10 protein-coding genes are annotated in these 19,021 nt (G+C 68.3%); 6 read left to right on the forward strand and 4 right to left on the reverse strand.

Going from position 1 to position 19,021, the window contains the following annotated elements:
- Window positions 1-185: 185 nt before the first annotated feature.
- Entirely contained in the window at window positions 186-1,967 is a 1,782-nt protein-coding gene (locus MXD95_RS02970) for a serine/threonine protein kinase (protein WP_250638947.1), read from the reverse strand.
- A gap of 398 nt (window positions 1,968-2,365) precedes the next feature.
- Here MXD95_RS02970 and MXD95_RS02975 point away from each other — a divergent pair, with 398 nt between their 5' ends.
- Window positions 2,366-2,575: an FxSxx-COOH-like cyclophane-containing RiPP peptide gene (locus MXD95_RS02975; protein WP_250638948.1), complete on the forward strand. Its 210-nt coding sequence runs from the start codon at window positions 2,366-2,368 to the stop codon at window positions 2,573-2,575.
- Between the two features lie 28 nt (window positions 2,576-2,603).
- On the opposite strand, the gene fxsT (MXD95_RS02980) is transcribed toward MXD95_RS02975, so the two are convergent.
- Together fxsT (MXD95_RS02980) and MXD95_RS02985 are read right to left on the reverse strand one after the other, a co-directional pair.
- Entirely contained in the window at window positions 2,604-6,536 is a 3,933-nt protein-coding gene (fxsT, locus tag MXD95_RS02980; RefSeq protein WP_250638949.1) for an FxSxx-COOH system tetratricopeptide repeat protein, read from the reverse strand.
- Between the two features lie 9 nt (window positions 6,537-6,545).
- A complete protein-coding gene (locus tag MXD95_RS02985) occupies window positions 6,546-8,054 on the reverse strand; it encodes a TIR-like protein FxsC (RefSeq protein ID WP_250638950.1) in 1,509 nt (502 codons plus the stop codon).
- A 349-nt stretch (window positions 8,055-8,403) separates the two neighbouring features.
- On the opposite strand from MXD95_RS02985, the gene fxsA reads away from it, so the two are divergent.
- From fxsA to MXD95_RS03000, 3 genes are read left to right on the forward strand one after another with little or no spacing between them, the layout of a single operon-like run.
- Window positions 8,404-8,622 carry an FxSxx-COOH cyclophane-containing RiPP peptide gene (gene fxsA, locus MXD95_RS02990; protein ID WP_250638951.1) on the forward strand — a complete coding sequence of 73 codons (219 nt, stop codon included), beginning with the start codon at window positions 8,404-8,406 and terminating at the stop codon, window positions 8,620-8,622.
- On the forward strand, window positions 8,612-9,853 hold the full coding sequence (locus tag MXD95_RS02995) for an FxsB family cyclophane-forming radical SAM/SPASM peptide maturase (protein ID WP_250638952.1): 1,242 nt from the start codon (window positions 8,612-8,614) through the stop codon (window positions 9,851-9,853). The genes fxsA and MXD95_RS02995 overlap by 11 nt, the downstream gene beginning before the upstream one ends.
- Window positions 9,850-11,709 carry an HEXXH motif domain-containing protein gene (locus MXD95_RS03000; protein ID WP_250638953.1) on the forward strand — a complete coding sequence of 620 codons (1,860 nt, stop codon included), beginning with the start codon at window positions 9,850-9,852 and terminating at the stop codon, window positions 11,707-11,709. Before MXD95_RS02995 ends, MXD95_RS03000 begins: the two co-directional genes overlap by 4 nt.
- Here MXD95_RS03000 and fxsT (MXD95_RS03005) read toward each other — a convergent pair.
- A complete protein-coding gene (gene fxsT, locus MXD95_RS03005) occupies window positions 11,704-14,253 on the reverse strand; it encodes an FxSxx-COOH system tetratricopeptide repeat protein (RefSeq protein WP_250638954.1) in 2,550 nt (849 codons plus the stop codon). The two genes, MXD95_RS03000 and fxsT (MXD95_RS03005), sit on opposite strands and share 6 nt — an antisense overlap.
- A 1,033-nt stretch (window positions 14,254-15,286) precedes the next feature.
- Between fxsT (MXD95_RS03005) and MXD95_RS03010 the strand changes: the two genes are divergently transcribed.
- Complete coding sequence (locus tag MXD95_RS03010; protein WP_374121944.1) at window positions 15,287-17,512, forward strand: nSTAND1 domain-containing NTPase; 2,226 nt, start codon at window positions 15,287-15,289, stop codon at window positions 17,510-17,512.
- A 26-nt stretch (window positions 17,513-17,538) separates the two neighbouring features.
- The gene (gene gad / locus MXD95_RS03015) at window positions 17,539-19,005 is read left to right on the forward strand and encodes a glutamate decarboxylase (RefSeq protein WP_250638956.1); all 1,467 of its coding nucleotides are present in this window, start codon (window positions 17,539-17,541) and stop codon (window positions 19,003-19,005) included.
- The last annotated feature ends 16 nt before the right edge of the window (window positions 19,006-19,021 follow it).

Raw genomic sequence — 19,021 nt, forward strand, 5'->3', positions numbered from 1 at the left:
GCACCTCGCCGGGTATCTCGCCGATCCCGTTGCCCACCTGGGACCTTATGCGCGGTCTAGATCATCTGCCGGATTTCGACCGCGTGATCTGGTTCGCGGGCATCCGCTCCATCCGGTCGTTTGCCGCCTCGGAGGCTGCCGCGGTCGAGTATCGGATGGTGTGAGGCGGTGTGGCCCGGAGTGGGCTACTGACGGTGGACGGAGAACGTGGTACATCCGGCCAGGTAGACCCGGCCGGTCAGGTCGTCCGGCTGATCGGCCCTGGGGCGGGCGGTCAGGTTGGTCATGGAGTAGCCGGTGGGCTGGTCGATCCACCGAACTCCGGTGAAGTTCAACACGCCGTCGGCATAGATGACCCGCATCAGATAGGAGCCGCGTGGCACTCCTGGGTTGGTCGGGAGGGGGTAGAAGTCGAATTTCGCCCAGAGATCATTGGTCGAGGTCAGGACAATACTGAGCAATAGCCCGGTCGGGCCCTGGCCGCAGACGTATCCGCCCTGCCAGCGGCCGGGCAGGGCGATCGGCGGACTCGCCGCGGGATCCGGGGTCGGCGCCGCGGTGGTGGGTGGCGCCATGGTGGGCCCGACGGACGCTGACGGTGCCGGGCTGCTGGCCGGCGGTGCAGGGGCCGTCGTGCCGGCGAGGGCGACCGCTGGTCCGCTCCCGGAGGACGAGGCGGCGGTCGGCCCCGCCGAACCGCCCTGGGTGAGGATGCTCGCGACAATCGTGACGGCGAGCACGCCTGCGATGGCGATCGCGGCCGGAATCCACGGGCTCGACAGCCATGCGCGCGGGCGTCCGGGCCGAGCCGCTTCCGTGGGGCTGTTCCATCCAGTCGCAGCCGGCGGCCCGGACTGACTGACCGGTGCTGATGGTCCCGAGGGCGCCGCTGGTCCCGACGGTGCCGGCGGACCCGACGGTGTCGCCGACGCGGCCAGCCCCGAAGGCCCGGACGGCCGTGGTCCCGAGCGTCCTGGTCGATGCGAAGGCTCCGGTGGGGTCGATGTCCCCGCTGGCCCCGAAGGCGATACTTGTCTGGCGATGGCGGCGGGAGGCACGAAATCGGGCGGAACAAGGGTGGATGGAACGAGCGTGGGGGGAACTCCGGGTAGCTGCCAGCGTTCGTCCAGCAGCCGCTGCGTCGCCTCGGCGGGATCGGAGGCGCCGGGCAGGAGCTGGTGTAGTAGATCCGTCACACTTGGTCGGGCTTGCGGATCGTGTCGCAGCGCCGACTCCAGGACGGGCAGCAGGCGATCGGGCACGCCGGTCAGATCGGGGCGCTCCCCGATGACCCGGTACAGCAGCACCTCAGGCCGGCCCAGCCCGTAGGGCGGGCGCGCGGTCGCGGCGAAGGCGAGGGTGAGCGCCCAGGAGAACACGTCGGTGAACGGCCCGGTCCGCCCGGCGGCGACCTGCTCGGGCGCCATGTATCCCGGACTGCCCAGCAGCGAGCCCGGACCGGTCAGCGGTGTCGACTCCGGGTACCACGAGACCCCGAAATCGATCACTCGGGGACCGTCGGTGGTCAGGATGACATTGGACGGCTTGAGGTCACGGTGGACCACCCCGACCCGGTGCATCGCGAACAGCGCCTCCGCCAGGCCCACCACGAGACTGTCCAGCACGTCCCCGACCAGGGCACCCTCGGCCTCCACCACCTCGGCCAGCGTGGAGCCGGCGACGTATTCGGTGGCCAGCCATGGGCGTTCGGCGTCCGGGTCGGCGGCGATCACTCGGACCGCGCACGCCCCACCGACCGCCCGGGCGGCCGTGACCTCGTGGCGAAAGCGGCGGCGGAAGTCCGGGTCGCCGGCCATCCGGGAGGCAATCCGTTTGATCGCGAGCGGCCGGCCGGCCGGATCGGTGGCCAGGTAGACGACGCCCATGCCGCCCGAGCCGAGCCGTGCCGCGATCGGATACCCGCCGATCTGCTCCGGGTCGGCGGGCCGCAGGGGCGATACCGGCACGGTCGGCACGCTCCTCTCCGGCCATCCGGCCATCCGGCTATCCGGCCTCTCCGGCGTCGCACCGATACGCAGCCTGGCCCGGCCCTTCACCGTAGATCCTCGCCGGCCTGGTCCGCCCTGAATGTCAGGCTGCCGACCCCCCAAGCCGTATACACCGGCCCCCCGCGACACGTCGGTACCTGATTACCACCAGGTCACGGTTGAGTGGCCGTTGAAGGGGAGGACAGGTCAGCGCTTACAGTGACCACGCTGGGGGCGAGGTGGCGCTGGCGCGTCGATCTACTTCACGGCGGAGACGATCAGGCATCTCCACGCCTGGCCTGTCGGCCGCCTGGCCGTCGGCCCGTACGCTACGCCTGACGTCGGCCATCCGGCCGGAGCTGGAAGGGACGCGAGTCATGGTCGCCGGATATGAGGCCTTCGAGTCGGATCTGCCGGATCTATCCGAGATCGACCTCGCTCAGCTTCAGGATCACCCAAATCCGCGGATACGCGATGCCCTGGCGTCACTGCAACGGGCCGCGGAAAATCCGATCGGTGCGCAGTCCGGTTTCAACTCAGGCATCGGGCTCTCGGCTGCGGGATGCCCCGCCAAGAACGATCGGTGACGGCGTTTGACGGCGACCGGTGGTGGGCTCACGGTGGCGGCGAGTCTATTTCGAAATCAACTCTGCGGCCCTCGGCGAGTTTTTCAAGCGTTGGATGGCTGGGCCCGAGACTCCTTGTCAGCTCCTCGAGCAGGTCGGTGCTGATGGTGGCGATCTTTCCCTCGGTTGCATCTGCCAGAGCGGCAGTGCGATGGGCTGTGGCAATCATGGTTCGGGGATGGTCGTAGCTCAGGCTGATCTGCAACATCTTCTCGACGAGTCGGTCGAGCTCGCCTCTTTCGTGTGACATTTTCAGATCGTCGTAGCAGTTGGCGAGATTGGTGGTGCCGTAGTAGATGAATGGATGGCTGGCGGGAAGGGATGACCTCAGCCGTTCGACCGTCTGCTCGGCGAGGGCCGCGGCGGCTGTCACGTCGCCGTGCCGACGTCTGGCGATGACCAGGGCGTTCGCTGCTCCGAGGGTGTCAAGGCTGTCCGCTCCCAACTGGGCCTGGGCGCGCTGGTAGGCCTCCTCCGCCAGGTCGCGGGCAGCGGCGCTCTCATGGGCCAGGCAGAGGTCGTGGACAAGACTCACCGCGGTGGCGAGGGTCTCGCGGTGATCTCGGCCAAACAGTAGGCGAAATGCCTCCAGGGTGCTTTCGGACAGCGCGCGGGATTCGGCCTCCCGCCCGCACCACCGCAGCGAGACGGCATAGTTTCGAAGCGTTCGAAGCGTGTCTGCATGGTTCTCGCCGAGCTTCTTCCGGCACTCTGTCTGGGCCATCTGCAACAGGGTCAGTGAATCGTCGTAGAGACCGCACTCGCGGAGGTCGCGGGCGTAACTGTCGGCGTACTGCAAAGCATCGACGTCTTTGGCACCGGACTGCCATGTTCGATCGTAAATATCACGGCTCAGCTCGAGGGCCCGGGGGAATTCGCCGACGAAACGGAGAGAGACGGCCAGGTTGTTCGCAGCTTTGATTCCGTCATCGGATACAAGTGAGTTGTTGACCCGGAAGCGTTCGTAGGTCTGTTCGTCGAGCGCGCGCGCCTGTTGGTATCTGTGCGTGCCCCGGAGGTCTCCGCCAAGCGCCCTCGCTGCTCGCAACGACAGCTCGTGATCCCGGCCGAGGCTGCGCACCAGCCCGCCCCGAGCGGCCTCGTCGAGCAGGTGGGCGGCTGCGGGTTCACCGAGAGCTCGCAGGCTGTCCGCGAGATCCAGGGCGATCTGAAGGGTTCGCCGGTCCTGCTCGCCGAAATGCTCACGCCAGACCACGAGCGCCTCGTTGGCGAGCTCCCGGCAGGCGCCGAACTGACGCTGAGTGTAGAGACTGCGTACCAGGTTGCGCACCAGTTCGGCCACCATGGATGAGGAAGAGCGCACCGCCTGTGATGCCAGGATATGGGGGTGCAACCGTGCGTAGCTGGCCCAGGCCCGCGCATCGTCCGGGTCCGCCGGGTCGGCTGCGGCCAGCAGGGCATGGACCCGCCTGCGAACCTCGTCACGTCGCTGCGGGGTGAGCTCGTCGCGAAGCACGGCCTGCACGAGACGGTGCATTTCCAGGCTGGACTCCCCGTCCTTCTCCACCAAGCGGACCAAGGCGTGTTCGGTGACATGGCGGACGGCCGCCGCCAACCTGATCGGATCCCGCAGCGCCTGATCGCCGCGATCCGCCAGATCGCGTAGGTCATCATTATCGGCGAAAATCTTCAGGCTGATCGGCTCGGGGCCGAGGAAAGCACACAGTTCGGCAAGACGCGCCGCGACCGGCATCTGTTCACGCAGCCGCTCGACCGACAGAAGCCAGGTCCGCGCGACCGGCCTGGGGTAGGTGGGGATCTCTCCTTCCAGCAGCAGCGGGCGCGGGCTGCGTTCCAGGAGCTGGAGATAGCGCTCGGCGGACATCCCGGTCTCGGCATGCCAGGCGCCGGCGTGCTCCAGGGCCAAGGGCAGGTCGCCGAGCGCTTCGGCAAGACGCGCCGCGACCTGCTCGGTGAGTGCGGGGGCTCGGCGGCGCAGCAGCGCGACGCTCTCGGCGCGGTTGAACACGCCAATCTCCATCCGAGCCTGTCGACCCTGCCAGCGCTGGTTTCTGGACGTGATCAGCACATGGCCCGGGCCGTGCGGCAGCAGGGGAACGACGTCGTCCGGATTGTCGGCGTTGTCGAAGATCATGAGCCAGCGCTGGTACGGCACCCCCCGTCGGAGCGCGCTGAGCACCTCCGCGACGGCTTCGCGCCCGGGTCGCTCCGGCAGGCGCAGTGCATCGGCCAGAGCGGCCAGGCTGCCGCGTACCAAGGTCGGCTGATCACAACCTATCCAGCAGACCAGGTCGTAGGAGGCGCCGAACCGGTAGGCGTATTCGCTGGCGATCTGAGTCTTGCCCACCCCGCCGAGACCCTGGAGGACAAGAGCGCGGGTTGCTGCCGCGCCTGCCCCGACGAATCGCTCCCGTAACGCGGCCAGCTGGCTCTCGCGTCCCATAAAGGCCGGATTCCGGGCGGGAACGCCGGCCCAGATCTGCGGCGGTGCTCCGGGGAAGCGGGCGGCGCTCGACGGTCTGGTCGCCGCTGCGAGCGGGGAGAGGGGTCGGGTCGGCCTGCCGGCCGCGGCGAGTAGCGCTCGCCGTGCCGCCGTCTCGTCGAGCCCGACGAACTCGGTGACATCGAAGCCGTCGAACTCTGCCGGAAGCGCGACCTCTTTCACCCGGAAGGCGAGCGGTCGGCGGATACTGTCGACCGACACATCGCTTCCGCTCCCGGCCACGTGTAGATCATCCGTACCGTTCGCGGAGCTCACATACGCGGGCGACAGAACGACGATCGTTCGGGAACCGGCATCGTCCGCGAGTATCGACGGGGCCTCTTTGTCCTGTCCGTCGGACGTGTTGAGGGCGACGGTAAAACCCATCGTCGAGAGTTCGTCGGCGATCCAGTCCGCCCAACTGCGGTCGTGCGTGGCGTAGCGCACCCGGATACCCACCGGGATGTCGATATGCTGGCGTTCGAATCGTGCGAGATGGCGCCGCCGCTGCCGTTCGTCCTGTGCGGGTAGTTCGCGGACCTCGCCGTCGGTGAGATGCGAGGCCAGTCGCTCATAGGCCGCGAGCAGGGTGCCCTCCTGGTGTGGGCGGTCCCCGAAGACGGCGAGGATCTCCTCGTAGGAGTAGTACGGCTTGTATGGGATCTCGACGTCTCCCCAATAGCGTTCACGTTCGCCGATATTCATGCCACCAAGATAGGAGTCGAAGGTGGCACGGGCGACATCACGGCCCCGTTCTAGCTTTGCGCGCTCGCTGTCCTCAACCCGCATCGGAACCGGGAGAATCCGAATCCCGCGGTCATTTCCCGGCGAAGTTATCGAGCGTGCGACGGCGGCCGCACCTTCGATGCTCTGCGTGCTGAGGGTAAAACAGTTAATCACGATGTCGGGTAGCTGCATGGTGCAGATCCCAGCCGTGTCGCTGAGGCCGGTTCTGCTGTCAATCAGCACCCAGTCGTAGGAGTCGCGCATGCTCTCGGCGATGGCGTCGATGAAGTCGGCGCCGCCATGCTCCTCGTAGAACGAGGTCCAGTCGAACGCGCTCAGCCGCCGAGAGTAGGCAGAGTCGTGTCGCCCGGAGCACACGAAATCGATCGTGCCTCCGTCGGGAAAATCCCAGGTCAGGGACTCTGCGTAAGGAGTGATCGCACTGACCTGGGCGAGCCAGTCCTCTTCGCCAGGGGCGGGGGGAGACAGGGCCGCCGCGGTGAAGTTCCAGATCAGGTCCATTACACCGCGAGTGGAGCGCAGTTGCGGATCATGCAGGAAAGGGTGAAAGTAACGTTGCAGTCCGGGCGCCTCGAGATCCCAGTCGACGACGAGGACACGTCGACCTCTGCTGGCCAGCAGCCATGCGATGTTGGCCAGTGCCATCGACCGGCCTGTACCACCCTTGTATGAATAGAAGGTGACGATACGTCCCGTTGATGTACCCGACATGACCTGCCCCTACGGACCATCGAGAAAAGGTCGACGACGAGGAGGGGAGTCAGGCCGGCGGGCGGACGAAGACGACCTGAAGATGCGAGCCTGGGTGTCGATCAGCATCTGGAAAAGTGACGCGTCGAACTCCTCGTGGGTATGGATTTCCGCTCGGAGATTATCCTGTCGCACGTGGTTGTTTCGAAGTGCGCGTTGTAATGAGTGCTTGAGGAGAATTGAGTTCTGGATGGTCTCGGGGTCATCCAGATTCCATGGAATCAGCACGCCGGTGGTCGGCTCGTTCCGTTTGTCATACTCCCGCAGCGCGTTGTGGAAGGGCTCGAGCTGCGTGGACCAGGCATCGACGATGAAGATCACGATCTCGTTGCGGTCACGCGAGGCCTCGAGTAGCGCGCCGATACCGTCATGTAGCGCGACGATGTTGGAGGACATATCCTGGCGTGCGGCGACAGTCTGTGCGGCGATGCACACCCGCTGCCGGGAACGTGGGTGGTAGGGCGTCCATTCATCATACCGGCCACCGTAGTATTCAAGCTGATTCCGTAACGATGATAGTTCCACGGCCGAGGCTACTGCCATGACGAACGTGACCCGCTGGGGCCCGCCACTGTTCGGCTGTGCCGCAGTGGCCCAGGACGCGTTCTGAGGCGGGGGCGCGGCGGTCGCCGTGGGGCCTGGCTCCCGAGGCTTCCCGTCACCGTCCGTGGGCCGGGGCGTGTTTGCGGAGTCCACCGCTGACTGCGGCATATCGGCTGGTTGGGAGCGGATCGCACTCTTGCGTCCGGGGCTGTTGGGCTGGCTGGAGAGCTGCCCGACTTCGTGGCTCGGTACCTGAGCACCCGGCGCGGGTCTGGTGGTGGGGAGGTCCGTCTGATCATCCTTGAAATCGGCCGGTTCGAACGCGCTTCGGATCCGGTGAAAATCTGGCGTCTCGGACCGGGGTGGAAGAGGGGACCTCCGCACAAGATGCACGATCCGTTCCGCCAGGGACACCAGGAACTCCTGGTACTCGTCGTGGTTGCCTCTCAGCTGGAGCAGATAGCGCAGGCCACGCCGGGCGTAGAGCTCGCCGAACCCGACATGATCGTACTGCAGCCTCGCCAGGGCGGGTGGTAGATCCGGTAGAGGTGTCCAGATCACCGGGAGGAGGGAGGGGGAGCGACCCCCGTCGGGTAGATATCCGTCCTGGCATCGATCGCTGAACGCCTGCCACTCTTTTCCGCAGTACTCGCTGGCGAAGAAACTCGGCGAGCAGATCGCGACGAAGGTGTGGCATCGATGGAGCGCGTCCGAGAGCTCCTCGGACCAGGCCTCGCCGGGCTGAATGTTCGTCGTGTCGAGGAAGCCGACCCCCTCGACAGAGGGGTGGCCAGATCGGGCGCGCACCTCCCGCCGCAGATCGTTGACGAACCGGTGCAGGTAGTTGTCGTCCTGACCATCGAGACGTGCGTAGCTGAGAAAAAAGTACAGGGGCGCCCCCGCCATAGGGTCAGCCGTATCCGCATCGCGCCGCAACGAGGCCCTCCGGCTCGCGCGGCGGCCCGGGTAGATCGGGACCTCCCTGAGCCGCGGCGCCGTGTATTCGACCGGATAACGACGGCCGGGCCTGTCCGGAGGCGGACAGTCGACGGAGGGCCGCCGGTCTCGCTGATCGTCTGTTTTCCACCCAGTGCCCCCGCACCCTGCGCAGCCTGCTTCTCCCGCCGCGGCCGGCATCGATACCGCGGAATCCGAGTCTACGACGTGGTCCCGGGTGAAGTGGGGTCATCGATGCCGGCCGGAGCAGGCGTTCGCCAGCACTGCGCGCGCGGGACGCCGCAGCCGGCTAGATTGGAAGATCAGGGTGGGGCGAGGAGGTAATGTAGTGGCCAGCGGATCGGCAGCCATCGAGTCTCACCAGCCCGATATGACGGGGCTGTCCCTCGATATGATCATGGAAGTGGGTGGCCCGGAGCTCGGCCGCGCGCTACTACGCCTGCGCCGGGAGGCGACCGGGTCGTTGCCCCGATACTCCGGCTTCAACTCGAGCATCGCCCCGCCTGGCGCCCCGGCGATGTCCGTCGACCTCGACAATGGCGCGTGAGTTCACCGAACTGCTGCTGACAAGTCACCCAGAATGGCCGGGTGGTGTTCCACTTGAGGAACTCACCGGTCATTCATCCTGGCGTGGCGAACCCTTTCGGCAGTTCGTTCTCAAGGTGCACAGTCGGTGTAACCTTTCCTGCTCTTACTGCTACGTCTACCAGCAGGCCGACCAGGGGTGGCGCGAGCAGCCCACGGTGATGAGCCGTCGGACGATCGACGTGACAGCAGCCCAGGTTGCGAGCCACGCCCGCCGGAACGGCCTTACCGACCTGCAGGTAACCCTGCACGGAGGAGAGCCGTTGCTGGCCGGAGCCGACCTGCTCGAGTACCTGGTCACCACTTTCCGGGATGTGGTGCCGCCCACGACCGAGGTTGTCTTCAGTCTGCAGACCAACGCGGTGCTGCTCGACGACACCATGGTCGAGCTGTGCCTGGCCCACGGAATTCAGGTCGGGGTGAGCGTTGATGGTGGGCTGGCCCGACACAACGGGCGGCGGCCACGACGAAACGGGCGTGCCAGCTTCGAGGCGATTGACGCGGGACTGGCCCGGCTGACTACCGGGAAATTTCGCACCGTTTTCGCCGGACTGCTGTGCGTTATCGACCTCGACAACGATCCAGTGGAGGTGTATGAAAGCCTGCTGGCGTGGAAACCGCCTGCTGTGGATTTCCTGCTGCCGCATGGAAACTGGCAGAGCCGCCCACCCGGCCGGGTGTCGGACGAACAACGCACCCCGTATGCGGACTGGCTCATCGCCCTGTTCGACCGCTGGTACAGTGCGCCGGAACACGAGACTGAGCTTCGCCTGTTCGCGGAGATCATCGTCCTGCTCCTCGGTGGGCACAGCCAGGTCGAGAGCGTAGGTCTTACCCCGTCTGCTGTGGTCGTGGTCGAGACGGACGGCGCGATCGAGCAGGTGGACGCGCTCAAGTCCGCCTATCACGGCGCGGCCCAGACCGGCCTGCATGTCGATCGAGATGACTTCGACGTGGCGCTGCGCCATCCGGGCATCGTGGCGAGACAGATCGGCGTCGCCGCGCTTGGGGCGGAATGTATGAAATGCTCCATCCACCGGATCTGTGGCGGCGGGTACTACCCCCACCGTTACCGGCCCGGATCAGGTTTTCGTGCCCGCTCGGTGTACTGTCCTGACCTGTTTGCTCTTATCACGCACATCGGCCGTCGCCTGCGTGCCGATCTCGACAATGTCCGGCGCCGGCCCGGGTGAGCGTCCGGTTCCATCGGCTTGACCGGTCCGACTTCGACGAGTTGGCGGCCGGTCGTGCGCGGGACGATCTCGTCCACCGACTGCGTGTCGCCCAGCTCAGCAGACGTCTGCTTCTCCTGCGAGCGGTGATGGACGACGCCGCCCGGCTGGCCCCTGACGGCGCCGGACGCTGCGGGCTCGCCCATAGTTATGGAATTCTCGCGGCTGCCCAGCGCGCCAGTCCGGACGTGGTGGCCGAGCTGTTGTTGTCGCCAGGTTTTGGGCTGTGGGCGATGCACTGCCTACGGCGCCTGCGTGGCACCGTGTCGTCGCCTGGACCAGTCGCGGGCGATCTTGCCGGACTCGGTTCCCTGGCCGTCGTGGCGGCCTTGCAGGCTGGCATCGACGCCGAGCTGACGTTGTTCGCGCCGCAGGGTGAGGTGTTCCTGCCGACCCTCGGTTGCCAGCGTGGTGAGCTGTCCGGATGGATACGGGCCCGGACAACCTGCGGCAAGCTCATCCTGCGCCCGTTCGATGCCCGGCCCGATGATGCTGGTGCGATCACGATCAGTCCGCTACCGAGCTCCGACGGTCAGACCGTGGAGTCCGTGGGGAGTATGGGCTGGCACTCGGTCCCGGCCCTGCACGGTGAGGCGGCTGGGGAGCGGATTGACCTGCGTCTCGACTTTCTCGATCCGGGTCGGCACAATCTGGGCCTCCCAGTCTCCGGGGACGTCGAACCCGACCTGGTCGAGCAGTGGCAGCACCGTCTGGACGAGGGCTGGCGGGTCCTGGCGCGGCGAGATCCCCTGGCGGCTCGAGCGCTGTCCGCCGCGATCACCACGATCTTCCCGCTGCGCGCGACGGCCGATACGACTGAGCTCTCCGCCTCCGCCGGGGAGGCCTTTGGCGCCGTCGCGATGACTCTCCCGAAGGATGGCCTGTCGTGCGCCGCCGCGCTACTGCACGAGTTCCAGCACAACAAGCTGTCGGCCCTGCTTGACCTGGTCACGCTGTGCGAGCCGGCGGACGGGCGGCTGTTCTACGCGCCCTGGCGTGCGGATCCGCGTCCGCTCGGCGGTCTCCTGCAGGGGGCCTACGCCTATCTGGGCCTCATCGGGTTCTGGGACGATGAGCGCCGGGAAAACCGGGAAAACGACTTCGCGCACTTCGAATTCGCCCGGTGGCGGGAGGAGGTGTGGCGGGTTCTGATCACGATGCGGATATCAGGTGCGATGACCCCACTCGGGTTGCGTTTTATCGACGGCATGCAGGCCGCCGCCTGGCCGCACCGGCTGGCCGCGGTGCCGGAGGAGCCACGATGGCTGGCCGCTCGGATCAGCGCGGAAACCAGGCTGGCCTGGCGGCTGCGCAATCTGGAACCCGCGGTGGACCAGGTTGCGTCGCTCGCGCGGGCGTGGCTCGCTGGACGCCCGGCCCCGCGGGGCCTGCGGGTGCCCACCCGTGTACGGACAGGCCCGCGGGCGTTGCCCCGCAGCGCCCAACTGGAGCTCGCGCACTTCCGCCTGCGCGAGCCGAAGGCCTTCCAGGCCGCGCGTGATGGTGTTCCGGGTGTCCTCGGCGGCGACGTCCCGATCTCGGATCAGGCCCACGCCTTCGGCGATCTTTTGTCGGCTCTGGCCGGTTACCGGGTGCGGATCGTCGATGATCCGAGCCGACTTGACGCCTGGTCGGGGCTTGCTCTCTGGGCTTGGGAGGACGGAGCGACGGAGGTCCGGGCGCTGGCCACGGCTCCGGAGGTCATCCTCGCGCTGCACCGGGAGATCGCGGAGCGGGCCGGGTACCGACCTGATCCCGTTGACCTGACGACATGGGTGGGCGCCTCACCGTCGCCGCCCACCAGCGCCGGGTTATAGCGCCGGCGGCTCGAAGTCGAAGTCCAGACGTTCGCCGTTCAGACCGGCCCGCACGTCCGGATGCTCCTCGCCGAGGACGCGCCGGTAGCGGAGCATCGTGTCCTCGGCCAGCGCCGAGCCCTCGTCAGCCCGGTCGACGGCGGCGAGGTCCAGCGCCACGTTGGCCGCGCTGACCAGGGTGTGCGGGTGGTCGGGGCCGAGTAGCTCGCGAAAGTCGGCCAACGTCTGCTCGCCCATCTCCAGCGCCTCGTCCGGATGACCGAGCACGGCGCGGACTGTGGCCAGATTCGCCACGCAGGTCAGGGTGTAGTGATGGCGTGCGCCGAGCCGGGTCCGCAGGCCGGTGAGCGCCTCAGTCAGCAGCTTCTCGGCTTCCTTGACCCGGTCGAGCTGGCGGTAGACCAAGGCCAGGTTCAGCGCGCAGCCGTAGGTGTAGGGGTGGTCGGGACCGAGGACGTCCCGGAACCGACGAATGGTCTTCTCGATCCGTTCGGTCGCCTCGTCCGGGTCGGCGGCCACCCGTTGGGCATTACCCAGGGCGATCGCGGCCGCCAGGCTGTCCGGATGTTCAGAACCGAACTGCCGTGCGCTGGTGTAGCGCTCGTACACCTCGCGGGCAAGCTCCAGGGCGCCGGTGAAGTCGCCGGCCTTGCGCCGCGCCACCGAGAGATCCTTCGCCCCGAGCAGGACGAGCGGGTGATCGGCGGCGAGCTCGCGACGCTGCAGGAGGTCGCGGTGGAGCAGGTAGACCTGCTCGGCCTGCCGCCGGGCCTCCAGATAGCGGCCGGCCTGACGCAGATCGCGGGCGACCGCGCTTATCGAGTGGATCACCCAGAGGTCGTCCCCACCGGCCGCCGCCCGTTGATTGGCGAGGTTATGCTCGTCGATCTCCAACGCACGCTGGTAGGAACCGATCAGACCATAGTCGATGGCGAGGTTGTTGGCGGCGCGCAGCGTGGGCCGGCCGTCCTCGCCGAAGACCGCCTTGTGCCGGGACAGGCTGTCCTCGTCGAGCCGCCACGCCTGGGCGAACTCGCCGCGGGCCCGCAGGTCGGCGCCGTGGCCATTCAGAATGAGCAGCGTTTCCTCGTGGTCCGGACCGAGCACCCGGGTGATCGCCTCGAGGGTGGGCCGGCGCAGTTCGTAGGCCTCGCGATAGCGGCCGAGCGCCCAGAGGATGTCCGCCTTGACGCCCTGCAGGACGAGTACGTCCGGGTCGTCCGGCCCGGAGTCGGCGATCCAGCACGCCAACGCCCGGTCCGCCTCGACCAGGCCGATGGTGAGATCTCCGGAGTAGGTCAGGTAGCGGACGATGGTCTCGATCAGCCGGCGCGCCGGTGGCTGCTCCGACCGGTACACCTCCGACGGCACGATGTGCGGCAGCAGCTGCCCGAGCTGTGGCCAGTTCACCGGATCATCCGGTTCGCCGGGGTCGGCCGCGATCAGCAGCTGGTGTACCTCGTTGCGGATCCGCCTCTGGTCCTCCTCCGGCAGCTCATTTCGGATGGCGATCTGGACGAGTCGGTGCACCTGCAGCGTGCGGGCACTGGTGTCGATGCGGGCCAGGGCGTAGCGGCCGATCTCCCGGATGGCGCGGCTGACCGCGAGACGGTCCCGCATCTCCGTGCCGAAGTCGGAGTCCAGGATGTACCGGCCGCGGTCGAGCACCTCCATCGAGATCGGCTCCGGGCCGAAGAACGCACAGCGCCGCAGCAGTCGCAGGGCGAACTGCGACTGCTCCTGCAGCCGGCTCATCGACAGGCTCCACACCGCGGCCACCGACGTCGGATAGTCGGTCGGCTGGCTTTCCGCAAGAAGCCGGCCGGAGGCCTCGCGGAACAGCTGCAGGTACTCCCGGGCCGCCATGCCCGTCTCGAACTGCAGGGCGCCCGCCTGCTCCAGCGCGAGCGGCAGGTCGCCGAGTGCGTCGGCGAGCTGGTAGGCGTCGTCGGGCGTGATTCCCGGGACGCGGCGCTGGAGGAACTCCGTACTCTCCCCGCGAGCGAAGACATCGACCTCGATCGCGTCGACCTGGCCCAGCCAGCCTCGGTCGCGTGAGGTCACGATCACGTGACCCGGGCCGTGCGGGATGAGGGGGCGGATCAGCTCCGGGCTTTCGGCGTTGTCGAAGACCAGCAGCCAGCGCCGGTAGGGCTCGCCGCGGCGCAGCGCGTCCAGCACCAGGGCGACCGCGTCCTCGGTGCGCAGCGGGCCGCTCTCCGTCAGGCCCAGCCGCGGCGCGAGTGCGGCCAGGGCGGACCGGATCATCACCGGCTGCTCGGCGCCGACCCACCACACCAGGTCGTAATCGGTCTGGAACTGGTGGGCGTACTCGACCGCCAGCTGGGTCTTGCCCACGCCGCCCATCCCCTGCAGCGCGTGCGGCAGCACCGCGGTGATGTCGAGGTCGTCGGACGTGATCCGCCGGCGCAGGTCGGCCAGCTGCTTCGTTCGGCCAGTGAAGTTCTTGTTCCGTTGCGGCACGTTGCCCCACACGACCGGCACGCGCCGCCCCGTGTCCTGCATCGGAACCGAACCCACCACCGCGTCCACCCTTTAGCCCCCGCGTAGGTCTGCGCGAGGCGCGGTCCGATGGGTCCGTGCCTTCGGATCCTGCCCCGCTCGTGCTCTGTCACTGGCCCTGCATGTGTCACTGGCCCCGCATGGTCAGCTGGCCCATGGTCAGCTGGCCCCGGATAGAACTGATGCCACGTGGCTGGTTGACCTGCTTGGGAGGAAAATTTCCAGCTTACCGAGCGCTTGGATCTTATCTACTGCGCGGAGCGAACGGAAGTGTACTGCGGGAACGCGCGTGAGCCGTCCCGTACGGCAGCGTGTCGCCCTCGGTCGCCCCGGACACGACACTCGCCTCCGGCCTATTGGTCAACGCGCTGCCCGCTGACGATGTCGAGCACCTGTCTATCAGGCATACAGCCGCAGGTAATCTTGATCTTGATGTCGGAATCAGGTGTCGAATTCGCTAAAACCCGCAGGTCAACGTGTGATTTCACGGATGGGTGGGGGTGTGCGACCCTACGTGCTGTCCGACTCCTGTGTTCCCGGCGGTCGTGGGACGTCGTGTTGGACAGTCCCCGAGATGATCTCATCGGCACCGATGGTTCCGGGTCGGCGGCGCTGGCGAGCCCAGGATCCGTGGCGCGAGGGCAGTCTCCGCTCCACCAGGAGCTGTCGCCGTCGACGGTGCCCGGGTTCGCCAGGTTCGGCCGCGACCTGCCAGTGACCACCCGTGCGGGTGCGCGGAAATTCGGCTGGTGCGGCTGACTATTGCCAGGGTGGTGGGCGACCGGCTGGTCACGCCGTTGGCCGGCCCGTTCTCCGATAGGATTTGCCGACGTCAGGGACGGGCGGCGAGGGGCTCTACCACATTGGGTGTCGAATCAGTCGTGGCGGGCGGCAGTGATGTCGTTTCACCGAGCGTGGTCGGGGTGCCGGCTCGCGGCCGGGATGCGGTCGGCGGGCGGCCTTGGTCGGCTGTGGCCGAACATGCGGAGTGCGACGTCGCGGGCGGGACGATCTCGGCGCGGCCAGATGAGCCGGGGGAATCGCGGGCCATGCGATGACATCTCGACCGGAACACGGTCCGTTTCCCGTGACGCAGCCTTTTACGCCGGCTGGGGGAGCACTGTTCTTCGGACGTGCGGCCGCAGCGCATTCGTTGTTGGCGAAATGGCTGGATAATCGGCTGGTTATCGTGTACGGACCGACTGGCGTCGGAAAAAGTTCGCTGTTGCGGGCTGGAGTCCTGCCAAATTGTTCCTCCTACGATGCCGACGTGCTGCCGGTGGGCCGGATCCGGCCGCTACCCGGGCATGATCTTGATGCGGCCGTGACCACGCCCCACCCTGTCGTGGGGGCCAACCCGTTCGCTGCGGCGTTGCTCCAGGCGTGGTCCGGCCCAGGCGGCTCCTCGCCCGTGCCCCCAAAGCTGCGGGACGCACTGCGCGGCGATTCATGGGCCCCGGGTAGTTCGAGGCACCCCGGAAGTTCCGGGCATTCCGGCGGTTCCAGGCTAGCCGGCGACGGGCCGGGCGCCGAGGGCCGGGCCGGGCACAGCCGCCCGGTCGCCGGGTCGGACCGGCCCATGCTCGCGGCGGTGGACCAGTTCGAGGAGCTGCTCGCGCCGTATCCGCCGCCAGTCGACGCGCAGCGCGCGGAGTTTGTGACACTTCTTGGGGCCGCCGTCGCCGCGCTGCCGAATCTACGCCTGCTTCTGATCATCCGTGAGGGCAGTCTGGCTGCGTTCCAGCCTTATGAGCCGGCCATCGCCGCCGGCAGCAGGGTCGCCAGAGTCCGGATCGAGCCCCTGGATCGCGGCACGGCGGCGCTGGCACTCGCCGAACCGGCACGGCGGGCCGGCAGCAGCCTGTCACCCGAGGTCATCGATGCCTGCCTGGACGATCTGACCACGAGTCGGGTGACGGATGTCGCCGGGGCACCGTCCGTGCTGACCAGCGATGTGGTGCAACCACTGTTCTTGGAGCTGGTCGCGACCGCGCTCGGGCAGGAGCGAGCTGGCCGCGCCGCCCCCGTGGCGGCGGACATCCCGGCGTGGGGGGCCACCGACGCCCTGCTGTCGGCCTACCTGACTCAGGCCGTCGCGCAGGAGGCCCGCCGGCACGATCTCGATGCCGGCGAGGTGCGCCACTGGCTGGCCCACACCTTCATCACCGAGCGGGGCCGCCGCGCGGGTGTCGACGAGGGTCTCGCCGCGACCGCTGGGATGCCCACCTCGCTGCTGGTCGCGCTCGCCGAGCGGTACGTGCTGGTCAGCGAGTGGCGGGTGGGTGCCCGGCGATTCGAGTTGTTCGACGACCGGCTGATCCCGGTACTGCAGACGGCGGTGCCGGACTGGTCTGTCTCCGGTGCGACGGCGGCGGCGATCGGCGCGGCTGACTTCCTCCAGGCGGCCCTGATCAGCAGGATGGACGGCGATGACTCCGCCGCGCGCCTTCACCTCGGCGAGGTGCTGCGGCAGGAGACCGCCGATCCACGGGTCCGCGCCCGGGCGCTGCTGCTACTGGCCGAGATCGACAGCGAGCAGGGTCATCTCGACCAGGCCCGGGCCGGCTATTGGGATGCTGCCCAGCTGTACGAGGCGCTGCCGGATGTGGAGGCGTCGGGCCGAGCGCTGGCTGAGGCCGCCCGGCTGCTGTTGCGCGCCGGCCGGCTCGGGGCTGCGGTTGGCGAGCTTCAGGCTGCGGCGGTCCGCATCCCGGCGGATGCCGACATCCAGATCGATCTGGGTCGTGCGCTGTGGTACTCGGGCCAGCGCTGGGCCGCCGCCTCGATTTTCTCGACCGCGCTTACGCTCGCGCCCCGGTCGGCGGCGGCGCTCGCGGAGCGCGGACGGCTGCGTGTCGAACTCGGCGACGACGCGGCGGCGTTGGAGGATCTCGACCGGTTGGGTCGGCTGGCGGACCGGACCGTCCCCCTGACCGAACCGGCCGGACGTGCCGAAGCGGCCCCTTCCACCCGACAAGGTGGCCTGGCCGGACGAGCCGCGATGGCGGGGGCCGCCGAGACCCGGGCGGCTCGCGCGTTGGCGCTGGCCAGGCTCGGCCGGCCCGGGGCGGCTTTCGCGGAGACCAGCGCGGTGTTGGATGACGCGGCGGACAACGGTCCGGTGCTGTGGCATGCGGCCGAGGTGTTTCGGGTGATCGGGGACGACACACGCGCGGATGATCTGCTTCGGCGAGCCGTCGAGGCACGTCAGCCCGCGCTGCTCCCACATCAGCGCCGGGAGGTGAACCGGCTGCTGGGGCACCCCGGCGCGATGGCCTGACGAGGACCGGGAAGGGGTGTGCACGGATGGCGTTGCATCGGCAGGCGGGTGGGGAACGGGCAGGGGAGTCGGTCGAGGTGCGGGCGCGGCTGGTGCGGCCGGGGGGTGACACGAGTGTGCCGCGGTTCCGGTTGCCGGCGGAGTCGATGGCGCCGGAGACGGCCTACCAGCTGGTGCATGACGAGCTGATGCTCGACGGGAACGCACGCCTCAACATGGCCACCTTCGTCACGACCTGGATGGATCCGCTGGCCGATCGGCTGATGGCCGAGTGCGCGCCGAAGAACATGATCGACAAGGACGAGTACCCGCAGACGGCCGAGCTTGAGGGCCGCTGCGTGAACATCCTCGCCGATCTGTGGCACGCCCCGGACGCCGAGCACGCCGTGGGCTGTTCGACCACGGGGTCGTCAGAGGCGTGCATGCTCGCGGGCCTGGCGATGCTGCGCCGCTGGCGGGCGGCGCGCCGCGGTGCCGGCGCGGCGTCCGAGACCGGCGGGCCGGGGGGCAGGGGGCTGGACGCCGCAGAGCCGAACCCCGGGCAACCCAACATCGTGATGGGGGCGAACGTCCAGGTCTGCTGGGAGAAGTTCGCCCGGTACTGGGACGTCGAGCCGCGGCTGGTGCCGGTGGGGCCAGGCCGTACCCATCTGAGCGCCGAGGAGGCGGTGAAGCACTGCGACGCGAACACGATCGGCGTGGTGGCGATCCTCGGGTCGACGTTCGACGGCAGTTACGAACCGGTCGCCGAGATCGCCGCCGCGCTGGACCGGCTGGCGGCGGCCGACGGCGGCCCGGACATCCCGGTGCACGTGGACGCCGCGTCCGGCGGGTTCATCGCCCCGTTCTGCGACCCCGACCTGCTCTGGGACTTCCGGCTCGACCGGGTTGTGTCGATCAACACATCGGGGCACAAGTACGGGCTGGTCTATCCGGGGGTCGGCTGGGTGCTGTGGCGCGACCGGGCGCACCTGCCGGACGAGCTCGTCTTCGAGGTCGACTATCTCGGCGGGACGATGCCGACGTTCGCGCTGAACTTCTCCCGCCCGGGTGCCCAGGTCGTCGCGCAGTACTACACCATGCTCCAGCTCGGCTTCGACGGGTACCGCCGGGTGGCTCAGGGCTGCCGGGACACCGCCCGGTGGCTCGCCGACCAGATCGCGAAGCTCGGACCGTTCGAGCTGGTCTCGGACGGCAGTGGCATCCCGGCCTTCGCCTTCCGGCTGCGCGAGGAGATCACCGGCTACACCGTCTTCGACGTCTCCGAGCTGTTGCGGACCCGCGGCTGGCTGGTGCCTGCCTACCACTTCCCGCCGGAGCTGACCGATCTCGCGGTGCTGCGGATCGTGGTGCGGCACGAGTTCAGCCGTGATCTGGCCGAACTGCTCGTCCACGACCTGCGCCGGACCATCGACCGCCTCGGCGGCACCGGTGCGGGCGGTCGTCGCCTGCCTCCCGCCGAGCCGCAGGATGCGGCCTCGTTCCATCACTGATCGGGTCCTCGGACCG

The sequence above is a fragment of the Frankia sp. AiPa1 genome, from assembly GCF_023243075.1.
Taxonomy (GTDB): Bacteria; Actinomycetota; Actinomycetes; order Frankiales; family Frankiaceae; genus Frankia.